The sequence below is a fragment of the Peribacillus kribbensis DSM 17871 genome (assembly GCF_000430765.1).
GTDB lineage: Bacteria > Bacillota > Bacilli > Bacillales > DSM-1321 > Paraperibacillus > Paraperibacillus kribbensis.
The window spans coordinates 76502-101056 of the sequence record NZ_KE387238.1 but is presented as its reverse complement, the minus strand read 5'-3'; the positions used below and the strand labels follow the sequence as shown (position 1 = coordinate 101056).

Below are 24555 nucleotides of genomic sequence, written 5' to 3'. Positions count from 1 at the left end.
CTTCGGACAGGTTGAGAGACAAATGCATCAAAGTAGTCCGAACCCGAAGCGCCTTCGGACAGGCTGAGAGGCAAAGGAATCAAAGTAGTCCGAACCTGGATCGTCTTCGGACAGGTTTAGAGGCAAATGCATCAAAGTAGTCCGAACCTGGTGCGCCTTCGGACAGGCAGGGAGGCAATGGGAACAAAGAAGTCCGAACCCGCTCCGCCTTCAAACACGCTGGCCCCCAAGAGTTACCTTGCCGTCTAAAGAAGAAGCGGCTTCTGGCGGAATTCCGCCAGAAGCCGCTGGCAGTCTGAATGACTCTTACAGTAAATCCTTAATATAATAAATCTTCCCGTTGATGATCGATTGCGACAGCATGACGTCCACCAGGCAGCCGGCCACGGTTTCGGGGGATCTCAGTTGGTCCTGGTCTTTGTAATTTTGAAAGGTTTCCACGTCGTTAAAGGACTCCTTGGAGGAAGAGCGGATGACGCCCTGCATATCAGTGTCCATGATCCCGGGGCTGAAGGCGTTTATTTTGATATTGGCCCCGCGGTTTTCTGCCTCCAGGGCTGCTGCCTGCGTAAACAGGTTCAGCGCGGCTTTGGTGCTGCCATAAATGCTCCAGCCGTGAACGGGACGCTCGCCAGCTCCTGAAGTGATATTCATGATCCGAAGCTCTGCGGAATGTCCTTCCGCCCTGCGGATAAATAAATCTGAAATCGTGATGGGAGATGTCAGGTTGATCTGGATGCTCTTTTGTACCTGATGAGACTCCAGCCTGCCGACTCTGTCGATCGGTTCCACGATTCCTGCATTATGTATCAGGTAGATGATTTCATTTTCGTTCGCAAATAAAAAATCAGCGATTTCATTGAATGTTCGTTCGGTTTCTTCCGGATTGGAAAGATCACAAGGATAAAACCGGTAATCTGTTCCCTGCTCTTCAGCCATTTTTTTTAGATCTTCATTTTCGCTCCGTGATACTGCAATCAGTGAAATATGATTCTGAATCAGTTTGGAAGCGGCTGCTTTTCCCAGCCCTTTAGAGGCTCCTGTCACAACGGCATACGCCATGTATTTGCATCTCCTTTATCCGACAAAGCTGAAACAATGGACAGCCTCTGTCTTGAATATGGTAAAATATGATTGGAAATCAATCGTATGAATTATTATAGCAGTATGCCTTTGTGACTGCTAGCAATCTAAACAATGAAGAGGCGGGTTGTAATGAACCAGACCGGATTAGTATTGGAAGGCGGAGGAATGAGAGGGGTTTTTACCGCCGGCGTTCTGAGATATTTAATGGATCATGATATTTATATTCCCTATGTGATCGGCGTATCGGCCGGTGCCTGTAATGGATCATCCTACATATCCCGGCAAAAGGAACGAAACCGGACAGTAAATATCGATTATATCAATCATCCTGAATATATCTCTTTAAAGCGGTATCTTCGAAAAAGAGAGCTGTTTGGAATGGATTTTTTATTTGATACTCTTCCAAATGAAATGGTTCCATTTGATTTTGAGGCCTTTAACTCTGCCAAGGAACGCTTTGTTGTCGGCACTACCGACTGCCATACCGGGGAACCGGTCTATTTTGAAAAGACAGACAAAAAGCAGGATATGCTGACCATCTTAAGAGCTTCAAGCTCCCTGCCGTTCATGGCACCTGTCGTTTCTTATCAGGGGAAATTCCTTATGGATGGGGGAATTGCGGACCCTATTCCCGTTAAGAAGTCTGAACAGGATGGAAATGTGAAGAATGTTGTCGTCCTTACCCGGAATAAGGGCTATCAAAAAAGCAAGCCGTCATTTGGCTGGCTGCTTAAACGCTATCGGAAGCATCCCGGCCTTATCCGCGCCATATTGGACCGCCATAATCGATATAATCAAATCCTTTCCTACCTGGAGGGAAAAGAAGCAAAAGGCGAGGTTTTACTTATACGGCCACAGGAAAAATTGGAAGTAGGGCGAGTGGAAAGGAATCCGGAAAAACTATTGAAATTGTATGAACAGGGTTATAAAGAAGCTGGGAGCATGCACAGTGAACTCACGGCGTTTTTACAGGCTGTCCTTGTATAGATCCCTGCTGGCATGTTTAATGAATAGAACTGGAGATAGAGACATTGAATGAATTTACACAGAAGGCAATAGATTTGATCCTCTCCATTCCTGCAGGGAAGGTCATGACATACGGCCAGATTGCGAGAATGGCGGGCAGTCCCAGGGGGGCGAGGCAGGTTGTCCGGATCCTGCATTCGATGTCTGTTAAATATGGCCTTCCCTGGCATCGGGTCATCAATGTCAAAGGAGAAATTTCGATTGCCTCTGATGAGGGCTCATGGACCCAGATACAAAGATTGAGGGCAGAAGGGGTCGAGGTTACTGGGAATAAGGTTCAGCTTGAAAGATATCAGTATCATCCTTTAAAAATCGAAGAATGAAAGGCGGGATGCAAATGAGTATCATTTTATTTGATGGAGTTTGTAATTTTTGCAGCGGAGCCGTGAGGTTTATCATCAAGAGAGACCCCCACGCCCGATTTTCCTTTGCATCCCTGCAGTCTGACATCGGCAAAAACATGATCGCAGCATATAATATTCCATCACACCTCGATTCCATTATTTTGATAGAAGACGGCCATGTCTTTTACTATTCCAGTGCAGCGCTGAAAATAGCAGCCAGACTAAAGGGAGCGTGGAGGACTGCTGCTGTTTTATTCATCGTGCCTCCTTTTATCAGAAATAGGGTCTATACCTTCATAGCGAAAAACCGATATAAATGGTTCGGGAAAAAAGAAGAATGTATGATTCCTACCAAAGACATAAGAGCAAGATTCCTAGAATAAAGAAACCAGGTGAGGTATGTGAAAATTCATGATTTATTGTATGGCAGCTTTGAAATCGAGGATTTCTTATGTGAACTAATACACACAGCAGAGGTACAGAGGCTTAAAAGAATTCATCAGGGCGGCGCGAGCTATCTTGTGAATCCAGAATGGAACGTTACAAGGTTCGAGCATTCCATGGGTGTCATGCTTCTCATCAGAAAACTGGGCGGATCCCTGCTTGAACAGGCTGCGGGGCTTCTCCATGATCTTTCACATACGGCCTTTTCCCATGTTGTCGATTTTGTTCTTGAACATGAAGAACAAAATTATCATGAGGAAATTTTTGAGGAAGTCTTTTATTCTTCCAAAATACCGGGAATTCTGGAAAAGTACGGGTACAGCGTCCATGATTTACTTCCGCTTGCGAAATGGGGCATCCTTGAGCAGCCGCTGCCTGGTCTATGTGCTGACCGTATCGATTACACACTGCGGGACATGGCGCGTTATCGGGAGCTCCCATCAGCAGATATACAATGTTTTTTGGAGTCGCTCACGATCGTCGATCAGTCCATCTGCCTTACTTCCCTCCCAATGGCCGAGTGGTTCACGGAAGTTTATTACCAGGAGGTTTTAGGTTTTTTTCTGTGCGCGGAGAATGCCTATGGATATGCGGTACTGACCGAAATTTTAAAGGCAGCCTTGCAAGAGGGCATCATTCGAATGGAAGATTTTAGAACGGATGATGAATCCCTTTGGGCAAAAATACGCTCTTCTGCTTCTAATCGTTTGTCTGATCTTATAGAATCTATCACCAAGAAGGTCATCGAAGATCCAGAACAATACGATCTTCATATTAAAAAGAAGGCAAGAATCATAGATCCCCCTATCATGATGAAAGAAAGCTGCATACCTTCATCCTCCTTATCAGGCCGAATTCGTTCCATGAATGAGGAAGCAATCAGGAAATCCGAAGAAGGCACATACATACGAGTTCTGTCGTATCCAAGATAATTCATTCTTTACAAGCCAGCAGGAATTTTTATATCAATATAGTTTTTAACCTTCTGCCACTTTTTAGTTTTAACGGAATAAAGCGCTGTACTGCGCCATTTTTCTACAAAATTCTAAAGATAGCATCAGTAAAATTGTTTTTGTAAAGAGCCTTTTGGGGTGTTGACAGTGTAAAAGCGGATTCTGTATGATGGATTCAAAAGACAGAAAATTGAAACTTCAGTCTTTCGGATGGGAGGGGGTCTCATTCAAAATATGGATACGGTGATTGTGACCGGTTATGCGAAAGCTCCTCAGGGAACGTCGATGTATGAGCTGTATAAACATGCCGGCGTGGTGCTTGAGATTAACTATCGCACTCATACGATCGAAAGAACGGATTTCACCTTTATTACCTCTTTGACGAAGGACTTCTTTGAACGGATCCTGATCGGCTATTCCCTTGAGAAGGGACTGGAGCCCTTGATTAAACTCATTAAATCCCACTATTTCGCACCATCCCAGCAGGCCATCATCGTGGCCCTGCAGTCAGCGGTCCAAAGGTATTGGGATCATATCAACCATTTAAATATGGAACACGACTAGGTTTGATAAAGTGGGGGAACACCCTCTCCCATGGTCTTATTGAAGCTGGGCGGACACAAAAAGCCGGAATGATAGTATTCCAGGTTTTGATGGGTCCTGCCCGGCTTTTTATTTACCAACAAGGAACTTAGGGGGAGATTGGTTTGAGGAAGCTGATTACGCCAGAAATGGCCATGACCTTCATAAAAAGCGGCAGCCGGATCATGGTGGGTGGCTTCGGCCTGGTTGGCTGTCCCTTGACACTGGTCCGGGCGCTGTCCGAAACAGGAATTGGAGACCTTGAGATCATCAGCAATAATCTAGGGGAGCCGGGGAAAGGCCTGGGCGTTCTGGTCAGGGAAAAGAAGGTAAAAAAAGGGATCGGATCGTATTTCACTTCCAATCCGGATGTCACAGCTGCTTACCAGGCTGGAGAGCTTGAGATAGAGCTGCTGCCGCAGGGAACTCTGTCGGAGGCCATCCGTGCAGGCGGGGCAGGGATCGCTGCATTTTACACGCCTGTCGGTGCCGGGACAAAGATTGCGGCAGGAAGAGAAGAAAGGACATTTGCTGATAAAAGGCATGTCCTTCAAGAAGCGCTCAAGGCAGATGCGGCGTTCATAAAGGCTTCACACTGCGATGAGCTTGGGAATCTGGTCTATTCCAAATCAGCCAGAAATTTCAACCCCATCATGGCTACTGCCGCAGACCTTGTGATCGCGGAGGTTGATGAACTGGTTGAGGCAGGAGAGATACCGCCGGAGGATATTGTGACGCCTCATCTTTTTGTGGATTATATTGTGCTTAAGGGGGAGCGGGGAAAATGAGTGTGAAGAAAATCATCGCCCAAAAAGCTGCCGGATATCTGAATGATGGAGATGTGGTGAATCTTGGGATCGGGATTCCCACTCTTGTGGCTGACTATCTTCCGGAAGGGGTCCAGGTTTTCCTTCATACAGAAAATGGAATTCTGGGTGTTGGTCCGACACCGGAAGCAGGCATGGAGGATCAAGACCTTGTCAATGCTGGAAAACTCCCGGTGACGGTGATAAAAGGAGCATCCTATTTTGATAGTGCAGCTTCTTTTGCCATGATCCGCGGGGGGCATATCGATGTTTCCATCTTGGGGGTTTTGGAGGTGGATCAGCTGGGAAGGGTAGCGAATTGGGCAGTTCCAGGCAAAAGCGTCCTTGGGGTAGGAGGCGCCATGGATTTATTGGAGGGTTCCAAAAAAGTGATTGTGACGACCATGCACACCACCAAGAAGGGAGAGCCAAAGATTGTCCGGGAGCTGAATTATCCTATAACGTCCCAAAGAAGAGTGGATTTGATCATAACTGAGAAGGCTGTATTCGAAACAGATGAGAGGGGACTGCTGCTTGTATCTTCCTCTGAGAACGTGACGATGGAGGAGCTTAGAAAAAACACAGGCGCCGACTTCAGGGTTAAAGAAGGTAAAGAGTATGAAGGAAAAGAGCCTGGGGCGGGGGCTGACTGATGGTCGTCATTGTCAGTGCGCTTCGGACGCCCATCGGAAGATATGGAGGAACTCTTTCAGGCTATGCACCTGAAGATTTACTGACAGCTGTCATAAATAATAATTTATCATCAATCGGCTACTCTGCTGCCATAGTGGATGAAGTGGTAGCGGGCCAGACCAAGCAGAGTGCGGAAGCTCCCAATATTGCCAGAGTGGCAGCGCTCAGTGCCGGCCTTCCCGAGACGGCTGTCTGCCACACGGTCCATATGCAATGCGGGTCCGGCATGCAGGCTGTCATCAGCGGGGCTATGTCCATTAAGGAGGGTCAGTCGGAGGTTGTCCTTGCCGGCGGGGTCGAGAGCATGTCCCAGGCACCCTATTATTTTACGGGGGGAAGATCAGGGATTCCGCCGGGTGATGTCACACTGTACGATTCGAATCTGAGGAGCCAGCCCTGTTCCCAGCCGCAGAGCATTTACGGCAGCTTTACGATGGGACAGACGGCTGAGTGGCTGTCTGAAACTTATATGATCACCAGGAAGGAGCAGGATCAGTTTGCCCTGGAAAGCCAGAATAAGGCGTTAAAAGCAATCGAGACAGACCGGTTTGCGGATGAAATTGTCCCTCTCCAGGTTAAAAGGGGGAAAAATGATTATACATTATTTGCTGTGGATGAGCACCCAAGGCTGACAAACATGGAGAAGCTGTCCGCTCTCAGGCCTGCCTTTAAGACAGGGGGCAGTGTAACGGCCGGAAACTCCTCAGGGAGAAATGACGGTGCGGCCATGCTTATGCTCATGGCAGAGGAAATGGCAGAGAAGCTAGGGCTGACCCCGCTGGCAAGAATCCGGTCATGGGCACAGGCGGGGGTCAATCCGAAAGAAATGGGACTCGGACCTGTCCCTGCTTCTGAGAAAGCCTTAAAAAGGGCCGGACTTTCTTTAGAGGATATGGATCTCGTGGAAATCAATGAAGCGTTCAGTGCTCAGGTGCTCGCATGCCTGTATCACTGGCCGGACCTGGATAGGAAAAAGGTAAATGTAAACGGGGGAGGCATTGCACTGGGCCATCCTCTTGGCTGCAGCGGAGCCCGTATTTTGGTTACCCTCCTTCATGAGCTGCATAAAACAAAGGGAACTTTTGGCCTTGCCACATTATGTGCAGCAGGAGGGCAGGGGCTTGCGATGGTGGTAGAAAGATGGAGGGATTCGTAATGGAGGATTATGTGTTTCATCGGGATTTTTCAAAAAGCTATCCCATCATTACTCACGGTTCGGGAGTCTATTTATATGACAAAGATGGAAAAAGGTATCTGGACGGATGTTCTGGGGCCGTTGCGGCAAACCTTGGCCATGGTATAGAGGAAATTGCAGATGCCATGGCCGGGCAGGCGAAAAAGTCTGCGTTTGTCCATACACTCAGATTTGAAACCGAAGTGCTTCATTCCCTTTCAAAGAAAATTGCCTCCATCGCTCCGGAAGGACTGGATCGGGTTTATTTTACTTCAGGCGGCTCTGAAGCCAATGAAAGTGCCATTAAGCTGGCAAGGCAGATCCATAGAGACAGAGGAAAAGCGGAAAAACACATCGTGATCGGAAGATGGCAGTCCTATCATGGCAACACCTTTGGCTCCCTGTCTGCAGGAGGCGACATTAAAAGGCGCCACGTGTATACTCCTAATTTACTGGATTTCGAGCATATTTACTCTCCCAACTGTCTGAGGTGCCCCTACCAGCGGAGCTTGGATGAATGTTCCAGAAATCAGAACCCTTCCTGTGTACAAAGCCTCGAACGTTTGATTTTGGAGCTTGGACCGGAAAATGTGTCCGCTTTTATTGCTGAACCCATTGTGGGAAGCCAGCTTGGGGCTGTCCTGCCGCCGGAAGAATATTTTCAAAGAGTCCGTGTGATATGTGATCGATATGATGTCCTTCTGATTATTGATGAAGTCATGACAGGCTTCGGCAGGACCGGCAGCCACTTTGCTATCGATCATTATGGAGCCATACCGGATATCATCACCTTTGGAAAAGGAGTTGCTGCAGGCTATGCCCCGCTTGCAGGAATGATTGTGCATGAAGATATTGTAGAGGGGCTCCTGAAACACAGCAAAGGGAAATTCATGCACGGATACACCTACAGCGGCCATCCGGTATCCGTTGCAGCAGGACTTGCGGTCTTACAGATTTATGAACGGGAGAATCTTTGTGAAAAAGCAAGGATGGCCGGCAGTTATCTGTATGAAAAGCTTAAGGAGCTTCAGGGAGAGGTGCCCATTATCTATGATATAAGGGGAAAAGGGCTTCTGCTTGGGGTCGAAATTGCGGCTGATGCAGCAGGGACGCCCTTTCCTCCTGAGGCGGCGGCTTCCGAACGAATCAACGAACTGGCCATGGAGCATGGGGCGGTCTTCTATCCAGGCAGCGGTACCATTGACGGCATGAGGGGCGACCATCTGATCATTAGTCCTCCCTTAACCATAAATCAGGAAGAAATAGATGAACTGATTCATAGTTTAAGAAGAGCACTTCATGATTTTATCACTGAAATGATGGGGGTTGTTTTGAATGAAGCTTCAAAGTAAAGCAGAAGAAATCCAAAAAAAGGCGAGAAAGCATTTATCTCCTGTATTGACCCGTGTGACTGAGCTGGCTGTCGAAAAAGCCAAAGGAGCCAGGTTTTGGACAGCAGACGGAGAGGAGTACCTTGATTTTGTGTCTGGGGTCGCTGTGAATGCAGTCGGCCACGCACATGAACGGATGGTGAAGGCGATTCAGCAGCAGGCTGAAAATCTGATCCATTTCGGTCTCAATTATGGATATTATGAATCGGCGGCCAATCTGGCAGAGAAGCTGGCTGAAATCACTCCAGGCGAACTAGATACGGTCTTCTTCTCAAATTCAGGAGGAGAGGCTGTGGACGGGGCCATCAAGCTGGCGAAGGCTGCATCGGGCAGGCCTGGCATCATTGCGTTCGAAGGTTCCTTCCATGGCAGGACACTTGGGGCAACAGCGATTACAGCCTCGAGCTCGAAATATAGAAAGTACTATGAACCCATTCTGGGCGAGGTGTATCACGCACCCTATCCTTATCCTGCTGGACTAAAGGGAGTTAAGGAGGAGGAAGTCACTGAATACTGCCTGCATCAGATACATAAATTATTTGATCTGCGGATCGATCCATCCCGGGTGGCTGCCTTTATCATTGAACCGGTCATGGGAGAAGGAGGATATTATCCGGCACCGCAAGCGTTCCTTCAGGAGCTGAGAAAGCTTGCCGATATGCATGGAATTCTGCTGGTCTTTGATGAAGTACAGACGGGGTTTGGAAGGACCGGTAAAATGTTTGCTGCCGAGCATTCCGGTGTGGTTCCCGATATATTGGTCCTTGCCAAGGCCTTATCAGGAGGACTCCCGCTTGGTGCCATCGTGGCCAAGAGGGAAATCCATGAGAAGTGGCCGACAGGAGGGCACGGGTCGACCTTTGGGGGAAATCCTGTTTCCTGCGCAGCTGCACTTGCCAATATCGGGGTGATCGAAGAGCAGAAGCTGGTAGAAAGAAGCAGTCTTCTCGGCGAGAGGATCGTCAACCGTCTCAGGGAAAACTTAAAAGACTTGCCGGGCATCCGTGAAATCAGGGGAGTGGGGCTTATGATCGGTATCGAATTCGAATGGGACCTCGCAGCCACGGCCGTGCCATCCATAAAGGAGAAGGCACTCGAACATCATCTTTTGATCATGAATTGCGGAGTATATGGCCAGACCATCCGTTTAATGCTTCCCTTGAATATTGACGAGAAAGATCTTACTGAAGGATTGGATATCCTGGAAAATGCGATTAAGGACATTTTATGAGGAGGGAAGGCAATGACGCAGCAGACCGCAATGCGGAGAAATAGGGGCCTCTATATCAATGGAATCTGGGAGGTGGAGGAAGGCCAGGCTGTCGGCGAAAGCATCAATCCGGCCACAGAGGAAGTGGTCGGCACGTATTCCCTGGCCACAAGCAGGCAGGTAAACCAGGCAGCCGAGTGTGCCAAACGTGCGTTTAAAGCCTGGAAAAGGACTCCGCTTCCTGAAAGGGCAGGTTATCTATGGAAAGCAGCCGAGGTGTTTGAGACAAGGAAAGGCGAAATAGCTGAAATGATGACAAAGGAAATGGGAAAGGTCCTGGCTGAGTCCCTCGGAGAAGTGGGAGTGGTCATTGAGACTTGCAAATATATGGCGGGAGAAGGCAGGCGGATGTTCGGCGAAACCGTCGCATCAGGAGCGCCGGACAGGCAGATTACCATGATCCGCGAGCCGGTTGGAGTTGTGGCCTGCATCACGCCCTGGAATTTCCCGGTTGCGATGGGAGGCTATAAGATTCTAGCTGCATTGATCAGCGGCAATACCGTGATCTGGAAGCCTGCGTCTGAGGTCGCTCTATCCTCGCAGCTGTTCACCGATGTTTTTCACGAAATCGGCCTGCCTAAAGGAGTGCTGAATCTCATCACAGGCTCCGGAAGCAAGGTAGGGGCACAGCTTGCTTCACATGATGATGTAAAGGTGATTTCCTTTACCGGCTCCACCGAGGTCGGTATAAAGCTTTCGGAAACAGCCAGCAGGAGCCTGAAAAGAATCTCGCTTGAGCTCGGCGGAAAAAATGCCGCCATCGTCTTAAAGGATGCAGATTTGGATCTTGCAGCAGAGGCCATCATCAAATCAGCCTTTACAACCACCGGCCAAAGATGTACGGCTGCGAGCCGGGTCATAGCTGAAAAAGATATTCATGACTCCCTCCTCGAGAAGGTCGTCGAGAAAACGAAGGCCTTAAAAGCAGGAAACGGTTTAGAAAGCGGAATAGATATTGGCCCTATCGTAAATAAACAGCAGCTTGATCTCATTATGGAATATATCGATTCGGCAGTCAGGGAAGGGGCACAGTTGGAGTGCGGAGGAAAACGGATTCCAGGAGACAAAGGCTATTTCATGGAACCGGCTGTCCTAAGCTCTGTCAAGCCGTCTGACCGGATTGCGCAGGAAGAGGTATTCGGCCCTGTTCTCTCATTTATCAAGGTCAAGGATTTTGAAGAGGCCATTGAAGTCAACAATGACACCTCTTACGGCCTCTCCACCTCTCTGTTTACAAACAGTCTCCACTATGCCAATAAAGGGGCAAGGGAAATAGAGAGCGGCCTTGTTTATATAAACAATGGGACCTCTAATGCGGAGATGGGTGTGGCATTTGGGGGAATGAAACAATCCGGCAACGGCCACAGGGAAGTGTCCCATCATGTTTTTGATATCATGACAGAATGGAAATCGGTTTATATAAACTACTAGTTTCAAAAGAGGTGTCACTATGAAGAAGCTTAGAATCGGGGTCGCCTTCTTCTATCATGAGTCACACAGTTTTGCCCCAGGCAAAACCACACTTAAGAATTTTCAGGAAGAAGGCTGGTTCAAAGGAAAAGAGATCTTCAGGGCTTATTCGGGGACGAAGACAGAGGTGGGCGGTTTTTTGGATACCCTGGATGCCAGAGAGGATATCGAGGCTGTGCCGCTTCTCTGTGCTGCAGCGGTTCCATCTGGAATGGTAGAATATGAGACTTATACACATATTGAATCTGAAATGATCGCTTCCATTATGGAGGCAGGCAGGCTGGACGGATTGCTCCTTGCCCTTCACGGGGCAATGGCTGTGGAAGGGGTGGATGATCCGGAGGCTGTTCTCCTGAAAAAGATCAGAACGCTGCTGCCGCATGTTCCGATTGCCGGCACCCTTGATATGCATGCAAACCTAAGCAGTGACATGACAGACCTCACTCCCTATCACTTTGGATTTAAAACGTATCCTCATATTGATATGTATGACCAGGGTGTAAATGCTGCCCGCGCCCTTTTGGGGCATGTACAGGAGGACAGACGCTGGGAGGCGGCATTTATTAAAATCCCGATGATGCCGCCTTCATTAAATATGAGGACTTCGGAAGGACCCATGCATGAGCTGATCACCCTTGCAGGAGAATGGGAAGGCAGGGAGGGGATTTTGAACATCTCCATCTTTGGCGGCTTCCCCTACTCGGATGTAAGTGTAGCAGGGGCAAGCATCATTGCTATTGCTAAAACCAAAAAACAGGCCCGTGAAGCAGTAAAGGCGTGTGCGGATCGCTTTTGGGAGCTCAAGGAGGATTTTCTGGTGGATATCCCGAAGGCAGCAGAGGGAGTAAAGCTTGCTTTCTCAAAGTCCGGCAGAAAGCCGGTTGTGCTTGCGGATATATCCGATAATCCGCTCAGCTGCGGGAGCGGCGATACGACAGAACTGCTCAGAGAATTAATCAGGATGAACAAGCCCGGCACATTATTTGGCGGCCTGACTGACCCAGAGTCGATAGAGATCTGCAGGCAGAAGGGAAGCGGAAACAGGGCGGTTTTGCAGCTTGGAGGAAAGCATGCCCCCGAATTCGGAAGTCCCATCGAAGCTGAAGCAGAGATATTGAACTTGTCTGACGGAGTATTTTATAACAGCGGCCCATTCAACCAGAATCTTCGTGTGGATGTTAAGGGAGCCGCCTATATAAGAGTCGGCCATGTAGATATTTTATTGATTGGAAGGCCCATGAGCGCAAATGATCCAGAAATGTTCAGGCATATCGGAATTGAACCGGCAGATTATAAGGTCTTGGGTCTGAAAGTCAAAAACCATTTCCGAGCGGCTTTTGATCCGCTCATTGAGGAGGTCATTTATGTGGATGCTCCCGGAGTCGCCTCCAATGACCTCTCGATTTTTCCATATCGGCGGATTCCGGAAGAGATGTGGCCGTTTAAAAAAATAGAATTTCCAATCACCCCTTAGAAAGGAGAAAATCGTGAACCATGGAGTCTAATTATTATATTGAAATCCCGAAGAAGTTATCACCCGGGGAACAGCAGATGATGATGGAGCTGGAAAAGGACGCATTCCCAGGACTTGGCGCGGTCGATGAACAGACACTGGTTCCCCTGGCCCGCTATGGGAAAATCATCCTCTGCCGTGAGGAGGGGGATGAAAGACCCATTGCCGTCTGTGAGGTAATGCGGGACTATGACCATCCTGATAAAGCCTATATTTTTGGCTATTATGTCAGGTCGGATAAAAAAGGGAGAGGCATAGGAAAGAAATTCATGAAGGAAGTCCACTCGGTATTGAGAGGAGATGGCTTTAAGGAAGTATGCCTGACTGTAAGCATCAATAATATTGCCGCAGTGGAGCTATACAAAAAAGCGGGTTATGAAATAAAAGAGACCAGGCATTCGGAATTCGGAGCAGGAGAGGACCGGTATTATATGTCCAGAGACCTTTAGGAATCTACGGGGCAATTCCAATAGCTAATCTTTTAGGAGGGATGTCATGCAATACAATCTTTTCAAACCCGATAGGCATTGGACAGAGATTGAATTATGGAAGGATGTCACAGAGGAGCAATGGAATGACTGGATCTGGCAGCTGACTCATACCATTAAGACGCTGGATGATTTAAAAAAGGTGATCAACCTGACGCCGGATGAAGAAGAGGGGGTACGAATCGCGACGAGGACCATCCCGTTGAATATCACCCCCTATTATGCTTCACTCATGAATCCGGATAATCCGCATTGTCCGATCAGAATGCAGTCTGTCCCAATTTCCAGTGAAATGAACAAAACCCGTTATGACTTAGAAGATCCTTTGCATGAAGATGAAGATTCCCCGGTTCCGGGCCTGACTCACAGATATCCAGACCGGGTATTATTCCTTGTCACGAACCAATGCTCCATGTACTGCCGGTATTGTACGAGAAGGAGATTTTCGGGCCAGATCGGAATGGGGGTTCCTAAAAAACAGCTGGATGCCGCCATCCAATACATCCGTGAAACGCCTGCAGTCAGGGATGTATTGATATCAGGAGGAGACGGCCTCTTGATCAATGACAGCATCCTTGAATATATCCTTAAGAATTTAAGGGCCATTCCGCATGTGGAAATCATCCGGATTGGTACGAGGGCGCCGGTTGTCTTTCCTCAGAGAATCACGGAAAATCTTTGCGCCATTTTAAAGCAGTATCATCCTGTTTGGCTGAATACCCATTTCAATACCTCGATTGAAATAACGGAGGAGTCGAAAAAGGCCTGCGAAATGCTCGTCAATTCGGGTGTGCCTGTTGGGAATCAGGCGGTGATTCTGTCGGGAATCAATGACAGCGTGCCGATCATGAGGAAGCTGATGCATGACCTCGTAAAAATCCGGGTCCGGCCGTATTATATCTACCAGTGTGATCTATCCGAGGGCATCGGCCATTTCCGGGCGCCGATTTCAAAGGGGCTTGAGATCATGGAAGGTCTCAGGGGACATACAAGCGGCTATGCAGTTCCTACCTTTGTTGTGGATGCTCCGGGAGGAGGCGGCAAGATTCCGCTGCAGCCGAATTATATTCTTTCCCAGAGTGCCAACAAGGTCATTCTCCGAAACTTTGAAGGAGTCATTACCTCCTATCCGGAGCCGAAAGATTACCAGGCCGGCAGGGCAGATGTCTATTTTAAAGAGATGTATCCGGATGTTTATGAAAATTACAATAGCACGGGAATCCTGGCTGTCATGGATGACACGAAACTCACCATTAATCCGGAAGGCCTCGCAAGGCTTGATAAAAGGGAGTCCTATAGAGAGGACCCTCTGCATGACAGCCTGAAGAGCAAAAGGGAAAAACGTGATGTACTAAAGGAAAAGAAATACCTCGCCCAAAAATCAAAAGAATTCACTTCCACCAGCAAGGGGGAATAGAATGTGGACTGCCAATGGTGCAACTCGGATCAAGCAGCAGAAACCACAGGAACGGTCTATTGGGAGCTGCCCGACGGATCGCGGGCCATTGAAATCACGGAGACCCCGGCCATTTCCTGTCCGGCCTGCGGCATGACCTGCCAATCGGATGAGCTCGTATCTGAAATTGAAGACCAGCTCTTTTTGATCGATACTAAAACGCTGCCCAAGACCCTGACCTTTCAGGATCTGATGGCCCAGCCGAGGCTTTTGAAGCGGAATTATTTTAAGTTTTAGGCAGAGTGGCATTTCTCCATCTTCCTGCGTACCATATTATACGGAAATAATTGGTGCGTTGGGGGGATAATCATGGAATTGCAGTATACGGCGCTTGGTGATTCCATAACTGTAGGAATGGGTGCATCCTTTCTTGCTCCAGGATTTGCACCAAGATACAGGAGTCTTGCTTCCTCTGATCTTGGAGAAAGAATTGAGCTTAGGAATTTCGCCAGAATTGGGTTCGAGACAGCGGACGTGCTCTGCTCTCTTGAAAGAAGGGATGTTCAAAAAAGTATCAGCGATGCTGAGATCATAACGATTACGGCTGGAGGAAATGATTTAATTCATACGCTTGAAAAGACAGGGAACATCACTGATCCTGCTCCGTACCGTGAAGCTCTTGAACATGCACAGACGAACTTTGAAAAGATTCTTAACAGAATTTATCAAATAAAGGAGCATAAAAGCCATACCTATATCATCAGGCTGTGTAATTTGTATAATCCATTCCCGGAGGTTCCTCCGGCAGATAAATGGATCATGGCCTTTAATCAGCACCTTCAGAAGCTTTGCGGGGCTCCGCACGTGAAGATTGCCGATTTGTATTCGGCCTTTAAAGGACATGAGTCTGATTACCTCTCCGTCGACCGGGTCCATCCCAGCAATCTCGGGCATCAGGCCATTGCCAAAGAGCTCCGGAGGCTGGAATATGCTCCATTGGCGAAAATAAAGCAAGAATAAATCCAGCCGGAAAGATTCCTTTCCGGCTCTTTTTTTATTTCCACTCATTTATAAAGTAAAATTTGAAGGGTGGTATACAAAGTGAATATAATTAAGTAAGTAAATATTTTATGAGCTTAAGATTTGAGTTTATTTTTGTAAAAAAGGTCTAATTCCCTATAAAATAAAAAAGCGGCGTTCATGTAAACTATCACATTCTTCGAATTATGCAAAAATAGCACTTTGGTATGGTATATATCAGGAAGGGAGCTGGGAGTTTGATCAAGCTTTTTGGATTTTTAAAGCCTTTTCGGGGGCTTATCACATTTGTTCTTGCATTGGTCATGCTGCAGTCATTATCCGAGCTTTATCTGCCCACGTTAATGTCCGACATTGTGGATAAGGGCGTTGTAGCGGGAAATACGACGTATATCTGGAAGATAGGGGGCTGGATGCTTCTGGTGGCAGCGGGGGGTATGATCTGCTCCATTTCCGCAAGCTTTTTTACTGCCAGAATTTCTTCTGGATTTGGAAGGTCGCTGAGAACCAAAGTCTTCTCTCATGTGAGCCATTTCACCCAGCAGGAAATCGACACGCTGGGAACTGCCTCCTTGATTACAAGGACAACGAATGACATCACCCAGATTCAGCAGGTGCTCGTGGTTTTAATGAGAGTGATGATTCTGGCTCCCATGATGAGTATTGGCGGCATTATTATGGCTTTATCAAAGGATGTTAAGCTGACCCTTGTGCTCGCTGTGTCCATTCCCATATTGGTAGCGGCCATTACTCTTGTCGCGAGAAAAGGTGTTCCATTGTTCAAGGTCATCCAGGTGAAGCTTGATGCCATCAACCGTATCTTAAGGGAGAATTTAACGGGAATCCGGGTGATCCGCTCCTTTAACCGCATTCAGCATGAAAGGCAGAGATTTGATGAAGCGAGCTGGTCCTTGACAGAAACATCGGTAAGAGTTAATAAAATCATGGCAGCCATGATGCCTGGCATGATGGTGATTCTCAATCTTTCGACAGTGGCCATCGTATGGTTCGGAGGAATACGGATCAGCCATGGCCATATGGAAATAGGAGATATGATGGCCTTTATCCAGTATGCTATGCAGATTATGTTTTCCTTTATCATGCTGTCGATGATGTTCATCATGCTGCCCAGGGCAGCCGTATCTGCTGCGCGCATCAATGAGGTCCTTGAAATCCAAAGTGTTATTAAGGATGGCATGCGGCCGGCTGATCCTGACAGGGAGACAAAAGGAAAAATTGAATTCCGCGGGGTATCATTCCGATATCCGGGAGCTGAAATGCCGGCGTTGAAAAATATTTCCTTCACCATGAATCCGGGTGAAGTAACAGCGGTTATTGGAGGAACCGGCTCTGGTAAATCGACCCTCCTTCAGTTGATTCCCAGATTCTATGATGTAGAAAGCGGAAGCGTCCTGATCGATGGAGTAGATGTCCGGGACATGAAGCAGGAGGATCTGCGGAAAAAGATCGGGTTAGTTCCGCAGCAGGCGGTCTTGTTTACAGGTACGATTTCAGAAAACATCCGGTACGGCAGGGAGGAAGCAAAAGAAGAGGAAATTCTTCATGCGCTCCGAACTGCCCAGGCTGAAGAGTTTATCTCCAGAATGCCTGAAGGATTGGAAACGGCCATTTCCCAGGGAGGGACCAATCTTTCTGGAGGTCAGAAACAGCGGTTATCCATTGCCCGCGCAGTGGTGCGAAAGCCTGAAGTGTATCTGTTTGACGACAGTTTTTCAGCACTGGATGTAAAGACCGATGCCGCGGTCCGTGCAGCTTTAAAGGAAGAGACCACTCATTCGACGGTATTGATTGTCGCACAGCGGGTAAGCACGATCGTCGATGCCGACCAGATCATTGTCCTTGATCATGGAGAGATTACCGGGATCGGCACACATCAGGAATTGATGGCCGATAGTCCAGTCTACCGTGAAATTGTCATGTCACAAATGTCAGAAGAGGAAATCGCATGAGTAAACCAAATCATACAGCGCGTCCAGGAATGGGCCACCGGGGCCCCTTTGGGGGACCCGGCGGCATGGGGATGCCTGTCCAGAAAGCTAAGAATTTTAAAGGGACGCTAAGACGGCTCATGACCTATCTGCTTCCTTATAAATGGCATCTCATTTCCGTTTTTGCGGCGGCCCTTGTAAGTACGATCTTTACCATTGTCAGTCCTAAAATCCTTGGGAAAGCAACCACCAAGATTTTTGAAGGACTCATGAGCCCCGGTGCCGGGATTGACTTCGAATACATCGGCAGGCTGATCCTGCTCTTGGTGGGTTTGTACCTGGTCAGTGCAGGATTTGCGTATGTGCAGTCATATATCATGGCAGGAGTCGCCCAGAAAACCGTGTATCAGCTTCGTAAAGAAGTGGTAGATAAGCTGAACCGTCTTCCGCTCTCTTATTTTGATTCCCGCAGCCATGGAGAGATCCTGAGCCGTGCAGTCAATGATATAGACAATATAAGCACCACCCTCCAGCAGAGCCTGACACAGCTGATCACATCCGTTGTGACCCTCCTGGGCGTCACGGTCATGATGCTGTCCATCAGTCCCTTGATGACACTGATTGTGGTGCTGACCATTCCATTGAGTTTCTTGACAACGGCCAGGATCGCGAAAAAATCTCAGACTTTTTTTAAAGGCCAGCAGAAGGCCCTTGGTCAGATAAACGGCCATGTGGAGGAAATGTATACGGGACATAAAGTAATCAAAGCCTTTGGTCATGAGAGAAAATCCCAGCAGGTTTTTGAAGAAATCAACGAGGAGCACTATCAATCAAGCTGGAAGGCACAATTTGTTTCAGGAATGATCATGCCCTTGATGTCCTTCATTAATAACATAGGCTATGTGTTTGTTTCAGTTGCCGGAGGGATTCTGGTGACCAGGCGCGCAATTGAAATCGGGGATATTCAGGCTTTCATCCAGTATGCGAGGCAATTTTCCCAGCCGATCACACAGGCTGCCAATATCGCGAACATCGTTCAATCCACGATTGCCAGCGCAGAGAGAGCCTTTGAAATATTGGATGAACCTGAGGAAATTTCTGAGGCAGAGGGAGCAGTCAGCCTCCAATCTCCAAAGGGAGAGGTGAGGTTCGAGGAAGTTTCGTTTGGATACAAAGAGAACGACCTGGTCATCCAGGATATGAACATCCGAATTCAGCCAGGGCAGAAGGCAGCGATCGTTGGCCCGACAGGAGCAGGGAAAACCACACTGATCAATCTGCTGATGCGTTTTTACGAGCTTCATTCAGGCAGGATTACCATCGATGGCCTTGACATTAAAGAGATGAAGAGAGAGAGCCTGAGAAGCCTATTCGGAATGGTGCTCCAGGATACCTGGCTGTTTAACGGTACCATCCGTGACAATATTGCATATGGCAAAGTAGGAGCTTCCGAGGAAGATATCGTGGCCGCCGCCAGGGCAGCCAATGCCGATCACTTCATCCGAACACTCCCTGACGGCTATGACACCATTCTTAATGAAGAAGCCTCCAATCTTTCTCAGGGACAGAAGCAGCTATTGACCATTGCCAGGGCCGTCCTTGCCGATCCTGCAATTTTAATTCTAGATGAGGCGACCAGCAGTGTGGATACCAGGACAGAGCTCCAGATCCAAAAAGCGATGGATGAGCTCATGAAGGGGCGAACCAGCTTTATCATTGCCCACAGGCTCTCTACCATCCGTGAAGCAGACATCATTCTTGTGATGAACCAGGGAAATGTCGTTGAAAAAGGAACCCATGAAGAGCTGCTGGAATTGAATGGATTCTATGCCGATTTGTATAACAGCCAGTTTAAAGAGAAGACAGCTTTTGCATAGCAGGTAAATGTAAAACACAAAAGACGGAAGGCATAATCGAGATGTATCGAGTCAGCCTGCCGTCTTCTTTTTATCCGTCTAGTTACGGTTGAAAAAGGAAATTAAAATTCGGAGGTTCCTATGTTCATAAAGATATTTAATCTGTTATCGATACTGAGCGGTTTAAGTTTGTTGATTTATTCCGTTTATAGCTGGAATGATGATTCCGAGAATAATCATATAACGATTCAGATCCTGATGCTGAGTATGTTTTTATTTGGAGGAATTGAGAATGTAATCAACAAGCAAAGAAAAATGAAGAGTATGGGTCTCTTATACCTGGCAGCCGCCATAGTTGGTGCATTGGTTCTAATGTATAAATATTAATGGATCATCTCCTCAGACAGCCTTTTTTACCTGTTTTTCTGCTATGCTGAACCTTTGGCCGCTTATCACAATCCCAGAAATTAGATAGATGACCCCATCCAGTACAAGAATGATACCCATGAAAGCAGCTGCAATTGCTGCTCCTTCTCCGGTGCCGCCGGTTTTTACATCCATTCCGTAAACATATCACCAGCTGCGACAGCTATTAAGGGGCCAAGTAAACCTATGGATATACCAGACAGCCATAAAGGGGGTTGCATCTTCCGGTGCTGTAGATTGGCCAAGGAATTCATGAATACAAGCGCGGCTATGAGTATCAGCCATATCCAGTTTGTACCTTTCCTGGATCCCCAATTATCTTGGATGAACCTTATCATAGTGACAAATAATAACCTCTACTCCATTTTTCAAGAGGTGCCTATGGAAAAACCATTTCTGCATAAATTCATTTACCTTTGCAAGCTGGCGGCCGGTTCTTCTTTCGCGTGGAAAACGGCCGAATTTTTTGGCTCCATACACCCTTATCTTGCTCCTTTGTCGGTTATCCTTTGTGTGCAGCCGAGCCTGGAAAAATCTGTTCGCTTCTCCATCCAGAGGATCATTGGGACCATCATTGGCGTAATGTTCACTGTACTGTTTTTCTCGCATGTTTCACCCGGCTATCTTACTTTGGCACTGTCTATATTTTTGGGGATGTTAACTGCACTCTGTCTGGGGATGGATGTTAAAGTGATGGAACAGACGGCATTGAGTGTGTTGTTAGTCATAGGGCTTGAGCACGAATCCAAACATTACCCGGCAGACCGGATACGGGATACGTTAATAGGTATACTGGTGGCTGTTTTCCTGCAGCTGCTTCATTTTCAAATCAGGCGGCAAAAACGGAAGAAGGTTCAAAAATCCTCAGAATGAGTGCCCCTGAAGGCACATATAATGACAAAGGGATTTCCTGACTTTGGAAGGAGAGATCCCGCCAATTACAAAAAACTGACAGCTTTCAAATATAGAGGACATATGGCTGCCTTTGATACATAAGAATCGGTTCAGCAGGGAGGCAGGAAGATGAATATCATCGGGAAAAGCGTAATCCGGAAAGAAGCGCCTGATAAAGTGACAGGAAAGGCGAGGTATACAGATGATTTCAGCTCTGCAGGTATATATCATGCGAGGCTCGTGACAAGCCCTTTTGCTCATGCCCTGATCAAATCCATCGATACCCGTGAAGCGGAGAAGGTAAGCGGAGTCCGTGCGATTTTAACAGGGGAAGGCCTGCCTCTGACAGGTGAAGAGATCACGGACAGGCCGCCTCTTGCACAGGGAAAGGTCCGCCATCATGGTGAGGCCGTGTGCCTGGTCGTGGCTGAAAAGCTCGATAAGGCAGCTCTGGCTGCTTCCCTGATAAAGGTCGACTATGAGCCGCTTTCAGCAGTGAACTCCCCAAGCCAGGCGTATCAGGCTGGTGCTCCCTTGGTCCATGAACATGTTGAACATTATAAAAGAGGACAGAATGTATATCCAGAACCAGGAACAAATATCGCCCACAAAACAAAAATCCGAAAAGGGGATCTCAGCAGGGGAATCGGTGAAAGTGCTGTATTTGTTGAGGGACGTTATTCTTTCGGTCCGTCCGACCATGCGGCCATAGAAACGAGAAGCTGTACGGCTGAAATCCGGGCTGATGGAGATGTTTTGATCACTTCCTCCTCTCAGGCGCCCTTTATGATCAAGAAATTAATAGGTTCGTATTTTGATATTGAAGCAGGAAAAATCATCGTAAAAACGCCGCTGGTAGGAGGCGCATATGGAGGGAAGGCATCTGTACAATGGGAGTTCTTGGCCTTCATTGCATCAAGGGCCGTAGGGGGGAAAAGGGTAAAGCTGAGATACATGAGGGAAGAAGACATCCTGACAGCACCATGCCATATTGGGCTTGATGCCACGATCAGACTGGGCTGCACCTCTGAAGGGATCCTGAAGTCTGCTGAAATACTCTATCTTTTTGACGGAGGCGCCTATGCGGATAAATCGCCTGATTTATGCAGGGCAGGGGCTGTGGATTGTACGGGGCCTTATCATATTGAACATATATGGTGCGATTCGTACTGCTTATATACCAATCACCCATATCCGGCACCATTTCGGGGGTTTGCACATTCGGAAGTGCTGTTTGCCTTTGAGAGGACCATGGACCTTCTGGCGAAAAAACTTGGGATGGATCCGCTTGAACTTCGCTTTAAGAATGCTATTCTGCCGGGGCATACAACCCCAACCCAGGTTTTGGTGAACAAAAGCAATGTAGGGGATGTGAGGGGCTGCATTCAAAGGCTGAAGGACATCATGGAAGAGGAATGGGAGCCCAATGCGGGGCATGACCCCCGTAAAGTCCGGGCGGCAGGTATAGCGTGTGTATGGAAGAACTCCACGATCGATACAAATGCAAGCTCGGGTGTGATCCTGACCTTTAACCCGGATGGAAGCGTGAATTTGATGTCGGGAGTTGTGGAAATAGGAACGGGGACGAAAACCATTCTGGCCCAGATGCTGGCGGAAAAACTGCGGCTTCCGGTTGAAATGATCCATGTCAAGATGACCGTTGATACCCAGACTACGCCGGAGCATTGGAAGACTGTGGCCAGCAGGGGGACCTTGATGGGAGGAAGGGCTGTGATGGCGGCTGCAGAAGATGCGATCCGCCAGATCAAGGAGATTGCTTCCTGTGCATTAAGGGTTCGGGAAGAGGATCTGGACATTGATTCGGGACGAGTATTTGTAAAGGCGGAGCCTGAGATCGGCCTCTCTTTCAAGGAAGTTGTATATGGGTACACCTATCCAAATGGAAATGCGATTGGCGGGCAGATCATAGGCAGGGGTAGCTATATTCTCCGGAACATGACCAATATAGATAAAGAAACAGGTGCAGGAAGGCCAGGGCCTGAATGGGCTGTAGGGGCACAGGCCGTCCAAGTGGAGTTTGATACCAGGGACTGCACATACAGGATTCTAAAGGCGATTTCAGTGGTGGATATTGGAAGAGTGCTCAATGAAAGGGCTGCAAGGGGCCAGGTGATGGGGGCGATGAGCATGGGGCTCTCTTTTGCAGGAAGGGAGACATTTTATTTCGATGAGATGGGGAGAGTGCTGAATTTTCAGCTGCGGACGTATCGTCCGATCCGGTACGGGGAACAGCCCAAGTATGTAGTGGAGTTCGTGAATACTCCTCATGTGGAAGCCCCTTTTGGCGCAAGGGGAGCGGGGGAGCATGGACTGCTTGGAATGCCTGCAGCACTTGCGAACGCACTGTCCATTGCAGCTGGAGTAGAAATGATACATCTTCCTCTGATTCCGGAGTTGATCTGGAGGACCCTGCAGGAGGGTAAAAGATGATTCCTGTTGATTTTGACTACTATAAGCCAGAGTCCATTGAGGAGGCAGCCAGGCTTCATGAACAGCTGGACAGACAGAAAATGCTTCCCCTTTATTATTCAGGCGGAACCGAAATTATTACGCTGCTCCGCCTGGACTTGATTCAAACCAAAGCCGTTATCGATATTAAAGCCATTCACGAATGCAGAGAGCATATATTGGGAGAGGACTACCTCGTTCTTGGATCTTCCCTGACGTTAACCCAAATTGAAGAAAGAAACGCCTTTCCTTTATTAACTTCTGTGTCAAAAGAAATTGCGGACCATACAGCCCGTAATAAAATAACGCTTGGAGGAAATATCTGCGGCGAAATCTTTTACAGGGAAGCCGTCCTGCCCCTATTGTTGACAGACAGCTTATTTGTCATAGGCGGACCACAAGGGGTGAAAATCCTTCCAGCCCATGAAGCCTTTCAGCAGACGATGCAGCTTGGAAGGGGAGAGTTCCTAATCCAGACCCTGACAAGAAAAGATTTTCTAGGAATGCCATATATGAGTGTGAAAATCAGGCAGCAGTGGGAAACGGGCTATCCGCTCGTCACAATAGCTGCCCTAAAGGCGAAAGGGGAAATCAGGGCAGCATTCAGCGGTCTATGTTCTTTTCCTTTTCGTTCAAAACGAATGGAAGATGAGCTGAATAGAAAAGATGGAACCCTGGATGTGAGAATGGACCGTGCACTGCGCCATATTCCAGCACCGGTTTTGAATGATATTGAAGGTTCTGCGGAATACCGCCTTTTTGTTTTGAAAAATACATTGACCGATATACTCACTGTATGGGAGGTTGAGCAGAATGCCTGAAACAAATAAAAAAGTATTAATACTGTCCGTAAATGATGAGGATAAAGACATTGTATTCAGGCCGGCTGATACCCTTCTGGGAGTGCTCCGCGGAAAACTCGGTCTGACAGGAGCAAAGCCTGGCTGCCTGAATGGCGACTGTGGTGCCTGCACGGTTCTGGTAGACGGAATTCCCATGAAATCCTGCATCATGCTTGCCATCGAAGCCGAGGGACATAAAGTCACGACGATTGAAGGTTTAATCAACACGAAAACGCAAGCATCCTTCATCAAGCATTTTGCCTTTCAGTGCGGGTACTGCACTCCCGGCTTCATTATGGTCTGCCATTCCCTCGCCGAAAAGCAGCCGCATGCTGACAAGGCTGTCATAAAAGAATGGATGCAATCCAATATATGCAGATGCACAAGCTATCAGGAAATTGAGGAGGCTGTGGCGTCTATTTTAGCAGAGGAATAAATAGAAATT

General features: G+C 47.9%; 25 protein-coding genes. 23 read left to right on the top strand and 2 right to left on the bottom strand.

Annotation, left to right across the window (positions count from 1 at the left end; translation table 11 throughout):
* Positions 1-306 precede the first annotated feature (306 nt).
* Positions 307-1062, bottom strand: coding sequence for a (S)-benzoin forming benzil reductase (locus tag H539_RS0113975; RefSeq protein WP_026694036.1), 756 nt, complete (start codon positions 1060-1062; stop codon positions 307-309).
* Positions 1063-1215: 153 nt separating this feature from the next.
* Between H539_RS0113975 and H539_RS0113970 the strand changes: the two genes are divergently transcribed.
* The 19 genes from H539_RS0113970 to H539_RS0113880 all read left to right on the top strand — a co-directional run bounded on the left by H539_RS0113970 (position 1216) and on the right by H539_RS0113880 (position 19866).
* Positions 1216-2073, top strand: a complete 858-nt coding sequence (locus H539_RS0113970; RefSeq protein WP_026694035.1) for a patatin-like phospholipase family protein — start codon at positions 1216-1218, stop codon at positions 2071-2073.
* Positions 2074-2117: 44 nt separating this feature from the next.
* Positions 2118-2435, top strand: coding sequence for an MGMT family protein (locus tag H539_RS0113965; protein ID WP_026694034.1), 318 nt, complete (start codon positions 2118-2120; stop codon positions 2433-2435).
* A 14-nt stretch (positions 2436-2449) separates the two neighbouring features.
* On the top strand, positions 2450-2839 hold the full coding sequence (locus H539_RS0113960; RefSeq protein WP_425414721.1) for a thiol-disulfide oxidoreductase DCC family protein: 390 nt from the start codon (positions 2450-2452) through the stop codon (positions 2837-2839).
* A gap of 18 nt (positions 2840-2857) precedes the next feature.
* Entirely contained in the window at positions 2858-3832 is a 975-nt protein-coding gene (locus H539_RS0113955; RefSeq protein ID WP_026694032.1) for an HD domain-containing protein, read from the top strand.
* A 255-nt stretch (positions 3833-4087) separates the two neighbouring features.
* Entirely contained in the window at positions 4088-4417 is a 330-nt protein-coding gene (locus H539_RS0113950) for a DUF3870 domain-containing protein (RefSeq protein WP_245602185.1), read from the top strand.
* 143 nt (positions 4418-4560) lie between these two features.
* Entirely contained in the window at positions 4561-5223 is a 663-nt protein-coding gene (locus H539_RS0113945) for a CoA transferase subunit A (RefSeq protein ID WP_026694030.1), read from the top strand.
* Complete coding sequence (locus H539_RS0113940) at positions 5220-5894, top strand: 3-oxoacid CoA-transferase subunit B (RefSeq protein WP_026694029.1); 675 nt, start codon at positions 5220-5222, stop codon at positions 5892-5894. The genes H539_RS0113945 and H539_RS0113940 overlap by 4 nt, the downstream gene beginning before the upstream one ends.
* Positions 5894-7090: a thiolase family protein gene (locus H539_RS0113935; protein WP_026694028.1), complete on the top strand. Its 1197-nt coding sequence runs from the start codon at positions 5894-5896 to the stop codon at positions 7088-7090. The genes H539_RS0113940 and H539_RS0113935 overlap by 1 nt, the downstream gene beginning before the upstream one ends.
* On the top strand, positions 7075-8460 hold the full coding sequence (locus H539_RS0113930) for an aminotransferase family protein (protein WP_245602184.1): 1386 nt from the start codon (positions 7075-7077) through the stop codon (positions 8458-8460). Before H539_RS0113935 ends, H539_RS0113930 begins: the two co-directional genes overlap by 16 nt.
* Complete coding sequence (locus tag H539_RS0113925) at positions 8444-9730, top strand: aspartate aminotransferase family protein (protein ID WP_026694026.1); 1287 nt, start codon at positions 8444-8446, stop codon at positions 9728-9730. Before H539_RS0113930 ends, H539_RS0113925 begins: the two co-directional genes overlap by 17 nt.
* A 12-nt stretch (positions 9731-9742) precedes the next feature.
* Positions 9743-11200 carry an aldehyde dehydrogenase family protein gene (locus H539_RS0113920; RefSeq protein ID WP_051348580.1) on the top strand — a complete coding sequence of 486 codons (1458 nt, stop codon included), beginning with the start codon at positions 9743-9745 and terminating at the stop codon, positions 11198-11200.
* 19 nt (positions 11201-11219) lie between these two features.
* On the top strand, positions 11220-12713 hold the full coding sequence (locus tag H539_RS0113915) for a M81 family metallopeptidase (RefSeq protein WP_026694024.1): 1494 nt from the start codon (positions 11220-11222) through the stop codon (positions 12711-12713).
* Positions 12714-12733: 20 nt separating this feature from the next.
* Positions 12734-13201 (top strand): GNAT family N-acetyltransferase, encoded by a 468-nt coding sequence (locus tag H539_RS0113910; protein WP_026694023.1) that lies wholly within the window; start codon positions 12734-12736, stop codon positions 13199-13201.
* A 46-nt stretch (positions 13202-13247) separates the two neighbouring features.
* On the top strand, positions 13248-14657 hold the full coding sequence (gene kamA / locus H539_RS0113905) for a lysine 2,3-aminomutase (protein ID WP_026694022.1): 1410 nt from the start codon (positions 13248-13250) through the stop codon (positions 14655-14657).
* Between the two features lie 3 nt (positions 14658-14660).
* Positions 14661-14933 (top strand): YokU family protein, encoded by a 273-nt coding sequence (locus H539_RS0113900; RefSeq protein WP_026694021.1) that lies wholly within the window; start codon positions 14661-14663, stop codon positions 14931-14933.
* Positions 14934-15005: 72 nt separating this feature from the next.
* Complete coding sequence (locus H539_RS0113895) at positions 15006-15656, top strand: GDSL-type esterase/lipase family protein (protein ID WP_026694020.1); 651 nt, start codon at positions 15006-15008, stop codon at positions 15654-15656.
* 257 nt (positions 15657-15913) lie between these two features.
* Positions 15914-17644, top strand: a complete 1731-nt coding sequence (locus H539_RS0113890) for an ABC transporter ATP-binding protein (protein WP_026694019.1) — start codon at positions 15914-15916, stop codon at positions 17642-17644.
* On the top strand, positions 17641-19500 hold the full coding sequence (locus H539_RS0113885; RefSeq protein WP_026694018.1) for an ABC transporter ATP-binding protein: 1860 nt from the start codon (positions 17641-17643) through the stop codon (positions 19498-19500). The genes H539_RS0113890 and H539_RS0113885 overlap by 4 nt, the downstream gene beginning before the upstream one ends.
* Before the next feature lie 120 nt (positions 19501-19620).
* Complete coding sequence (locus H539_RS0113880; RefSeq protein ID WP_026694017.1) at positions 19621-19866, top strand: hypothetical protein; 246 nt, start codon at positions 19621-19623, stop codon at positions 19864-19866.
* A 12-nt stretch (positions 19867-19878) separates the two neighbouring features.
* On the opposite strand, the gene H539_RS31545 is transcribed toward H539_RS0113880, so the two are convergent.
* Positions 19879-20040, bottom strand: a complete 162-nt coding sequence (locus H539_RS31545) for a hypothetical protein (protein ID WP_155890052.1) — start codon at positions 20038-20040, stop codon at positions 19879-19881.
* Positions 20041-20286: 246 nt separating this feature from the next.
* Between H539_RS31545 and H539_RS28550 the strand changes: the two genes are divergently transcribed.
* The 4 genes from H539_RS28550 to H539_RS0113850 all read left to right on the top strand — a co-directional run bounded on the left by H539_RS28550 (position 20287) and on the right by H539_RS0113850 (position 24546).
* Positions 20287-20778: an FUSC family protein gene (locus H539_RS28550; protein WP_218970919.1), complete on the top strand. Its 492-nt coding sequence runs from the start codon at positions 20287-20289 to the stop codon at positions 20776-20778.
* A gap of 150 nt (positions 20779-20928) precedes the next feature.
* A complete protein-coding gene (locus tag H539_RS0113860; protein ID WP_026694016.1) occupies positions 20929-23250 on the top strand; it encodes a xanthine dehydrogenase family protein molybdopterin-binding subunit in 2322 nt (773 codons plus the stop codon).
* Positions 23247-24089 carry an FAD binding domain-containing protein gene (locus tag H539_RS0113855; protein WP_026694015.1) on the top strand — a complete coding sequence of 281 codons (843 nt, stop codon included), beginning with the start codon at positions 23247-23249 and terminating at the stop codon, positions 24087-24089. The genes H539_RS0113860 and H539_RS0113855 overlap by 4 nt, the downstream gene beginning before the upstream one ends.
* A complete protein-coding gene (locus H539_RS0113850) occupies positions 24082-24546 on the top strand; it encodes a (2Fe-2S)-binding protein (RefSeq protein WP_026694014.1) in 465 nt (154 codons plus the stop codon). The genes H539_RS0113855 and H539_RS0113850 overlap by 8 nt, the downstream gene beginning before the upstream one ends.
* Positions 24547-24555: the final 9 nt, after the last annotated feature.

Bases quoted from the DNA above. Each gene is read 5' to 3' on its own strand.
- H539_RS0113975 (WP_026694036.1), bottom strand. From the start codon at position 1,062: ATGGCGTATGCCGTTGTGACAGGAGCCTCTAAAGGGCTGGGAAAAGCA.
- H539_RS0113970 (WP_026694035.1), top strand. From the start codon at position 1,216: ATGAACCAGACCGGATTAGTATTGGAAGGCGGAGGAATGAGAGGGGTT.
- H539_RS0113960 (WP_425414721.1), top strand. From the start codon at position 2,450: ATGAGTATCATTTTATTTGATGGAGTTTGTAATTTTTGCAGCGGAGCC.
- H539_RS0113950 (WP_245602185.1), top strand. From the start codon at position 4,088: ATGGATACGGTGATTGTGACCGGTTATGCGAAAGCTCCTCAGGGAACG.
- H539_RS0113940 (WP_026694029.1), top strand. From the start codon at position 5,220: ATGAGTGTGAAGAAAATCATCGCCCAAAAAGCTGCCGGATATCTGAAT.
- H539_RS0113935 (WP_026694028.1), top strand. From the start codon at position 5,894: ATGGTCGTCATTGTCAGTGCGCTTCGGACGCCCATCGGAAGATATGGA.
- H539_RS0113930 (WP_245602184.1), top strand. From the start codon at position 7,075: ATGGAGGGATTCGTAATGGAGGATTATGTGTTTCATCGGGATTTTTCA.
- H539_RS0113925 (WP_026694026.1), top strand. From the start codon at position 8,444: ATGAAGCTTCAAAGTAAAGCAGAAGAAATCCAAAAAAAGGCGAGAAAG.
- H539_RS0113920 (WP_051348580.1), top strand. From the start codon at position 9,743: ATGACGCAGCAGACCGCAATGCGGAGAAATAGGGGCCTCTATATCAAT.
- H539_RS0113915 (WP_026694024.1), top strand. From the start codon at position 11,220: ATGAAGAAGCTTAGAATCGGGGTCGCCTTCTTCTATCATGAGTCACAC.
- H539_RS0113910 (WP_026694023.1), top strand. From the start codon at position 12,734: ATGGAGTCTAATTATTATATTGAAATCCCGAAGAAGTTATCACCCGGG.
- kamA (WP_026694022.1), top strand. From the start codon at position 13,248: ATGCAATACAATCTTTTCAAACCCGATAGGCATTGGACAGAGATTGAA.
- H539_RS0113895 (WP_026694020.1), top strand. From the start codon at position 15,006: ATGGAATTGCAGTATACGGCGCTTGGTGATTCCATAACTGTAGGAATG.
- H539_RS0113885 (WP_026694018.1), top strand. From the start codon at position 17,641: ATGAGTAAACCAAATCATACAGCGCGTCCAGGAATGGGCCACCGGGGC.
- H539_RS0113880 (WP_026694017.1), top strand. From the start codon at position 19,621: ATGTTCATAAAGATATTTAATCTGTTATCGATACTGAGCGGTTTAAGT.
- H539_RS31545 (WP_155890052.1), bottom strand. From the start codon at position 20,040: ATGGATGTAAAAACCGGCGGCACCGGAGAAGGAGCAGCAATTGCAGCT.
- H539_RS28550 (WP_218970919.1), top strand. From the start codon at position 20,287: ATGGAAAAACCATTTCTGCATAAATTCATTTACCTTTGCAAGCTGGCG.
- H539_RS0113860 (WP_026694016.1), top strand. From the start codon at position 20,929: ATGAATATCATCGGGAAAAGCGTAATCCGGAAAGAAGCGCCTGATAAA.
- H539_RS0113855 (WP_026694015.1), top strand. From the start codon at position 23,247: ATGATTCCTGTTGATTTTGACTACTATAAGCCAGAGTCCATTGAGGAG.
- H539_RS0113850 (WP_026694014.1), top strand. From the start codon at position 24,082: ATGCCTGAAACAAATAAAAAAGTATTAATACTGTCCGTAAATGATGAG.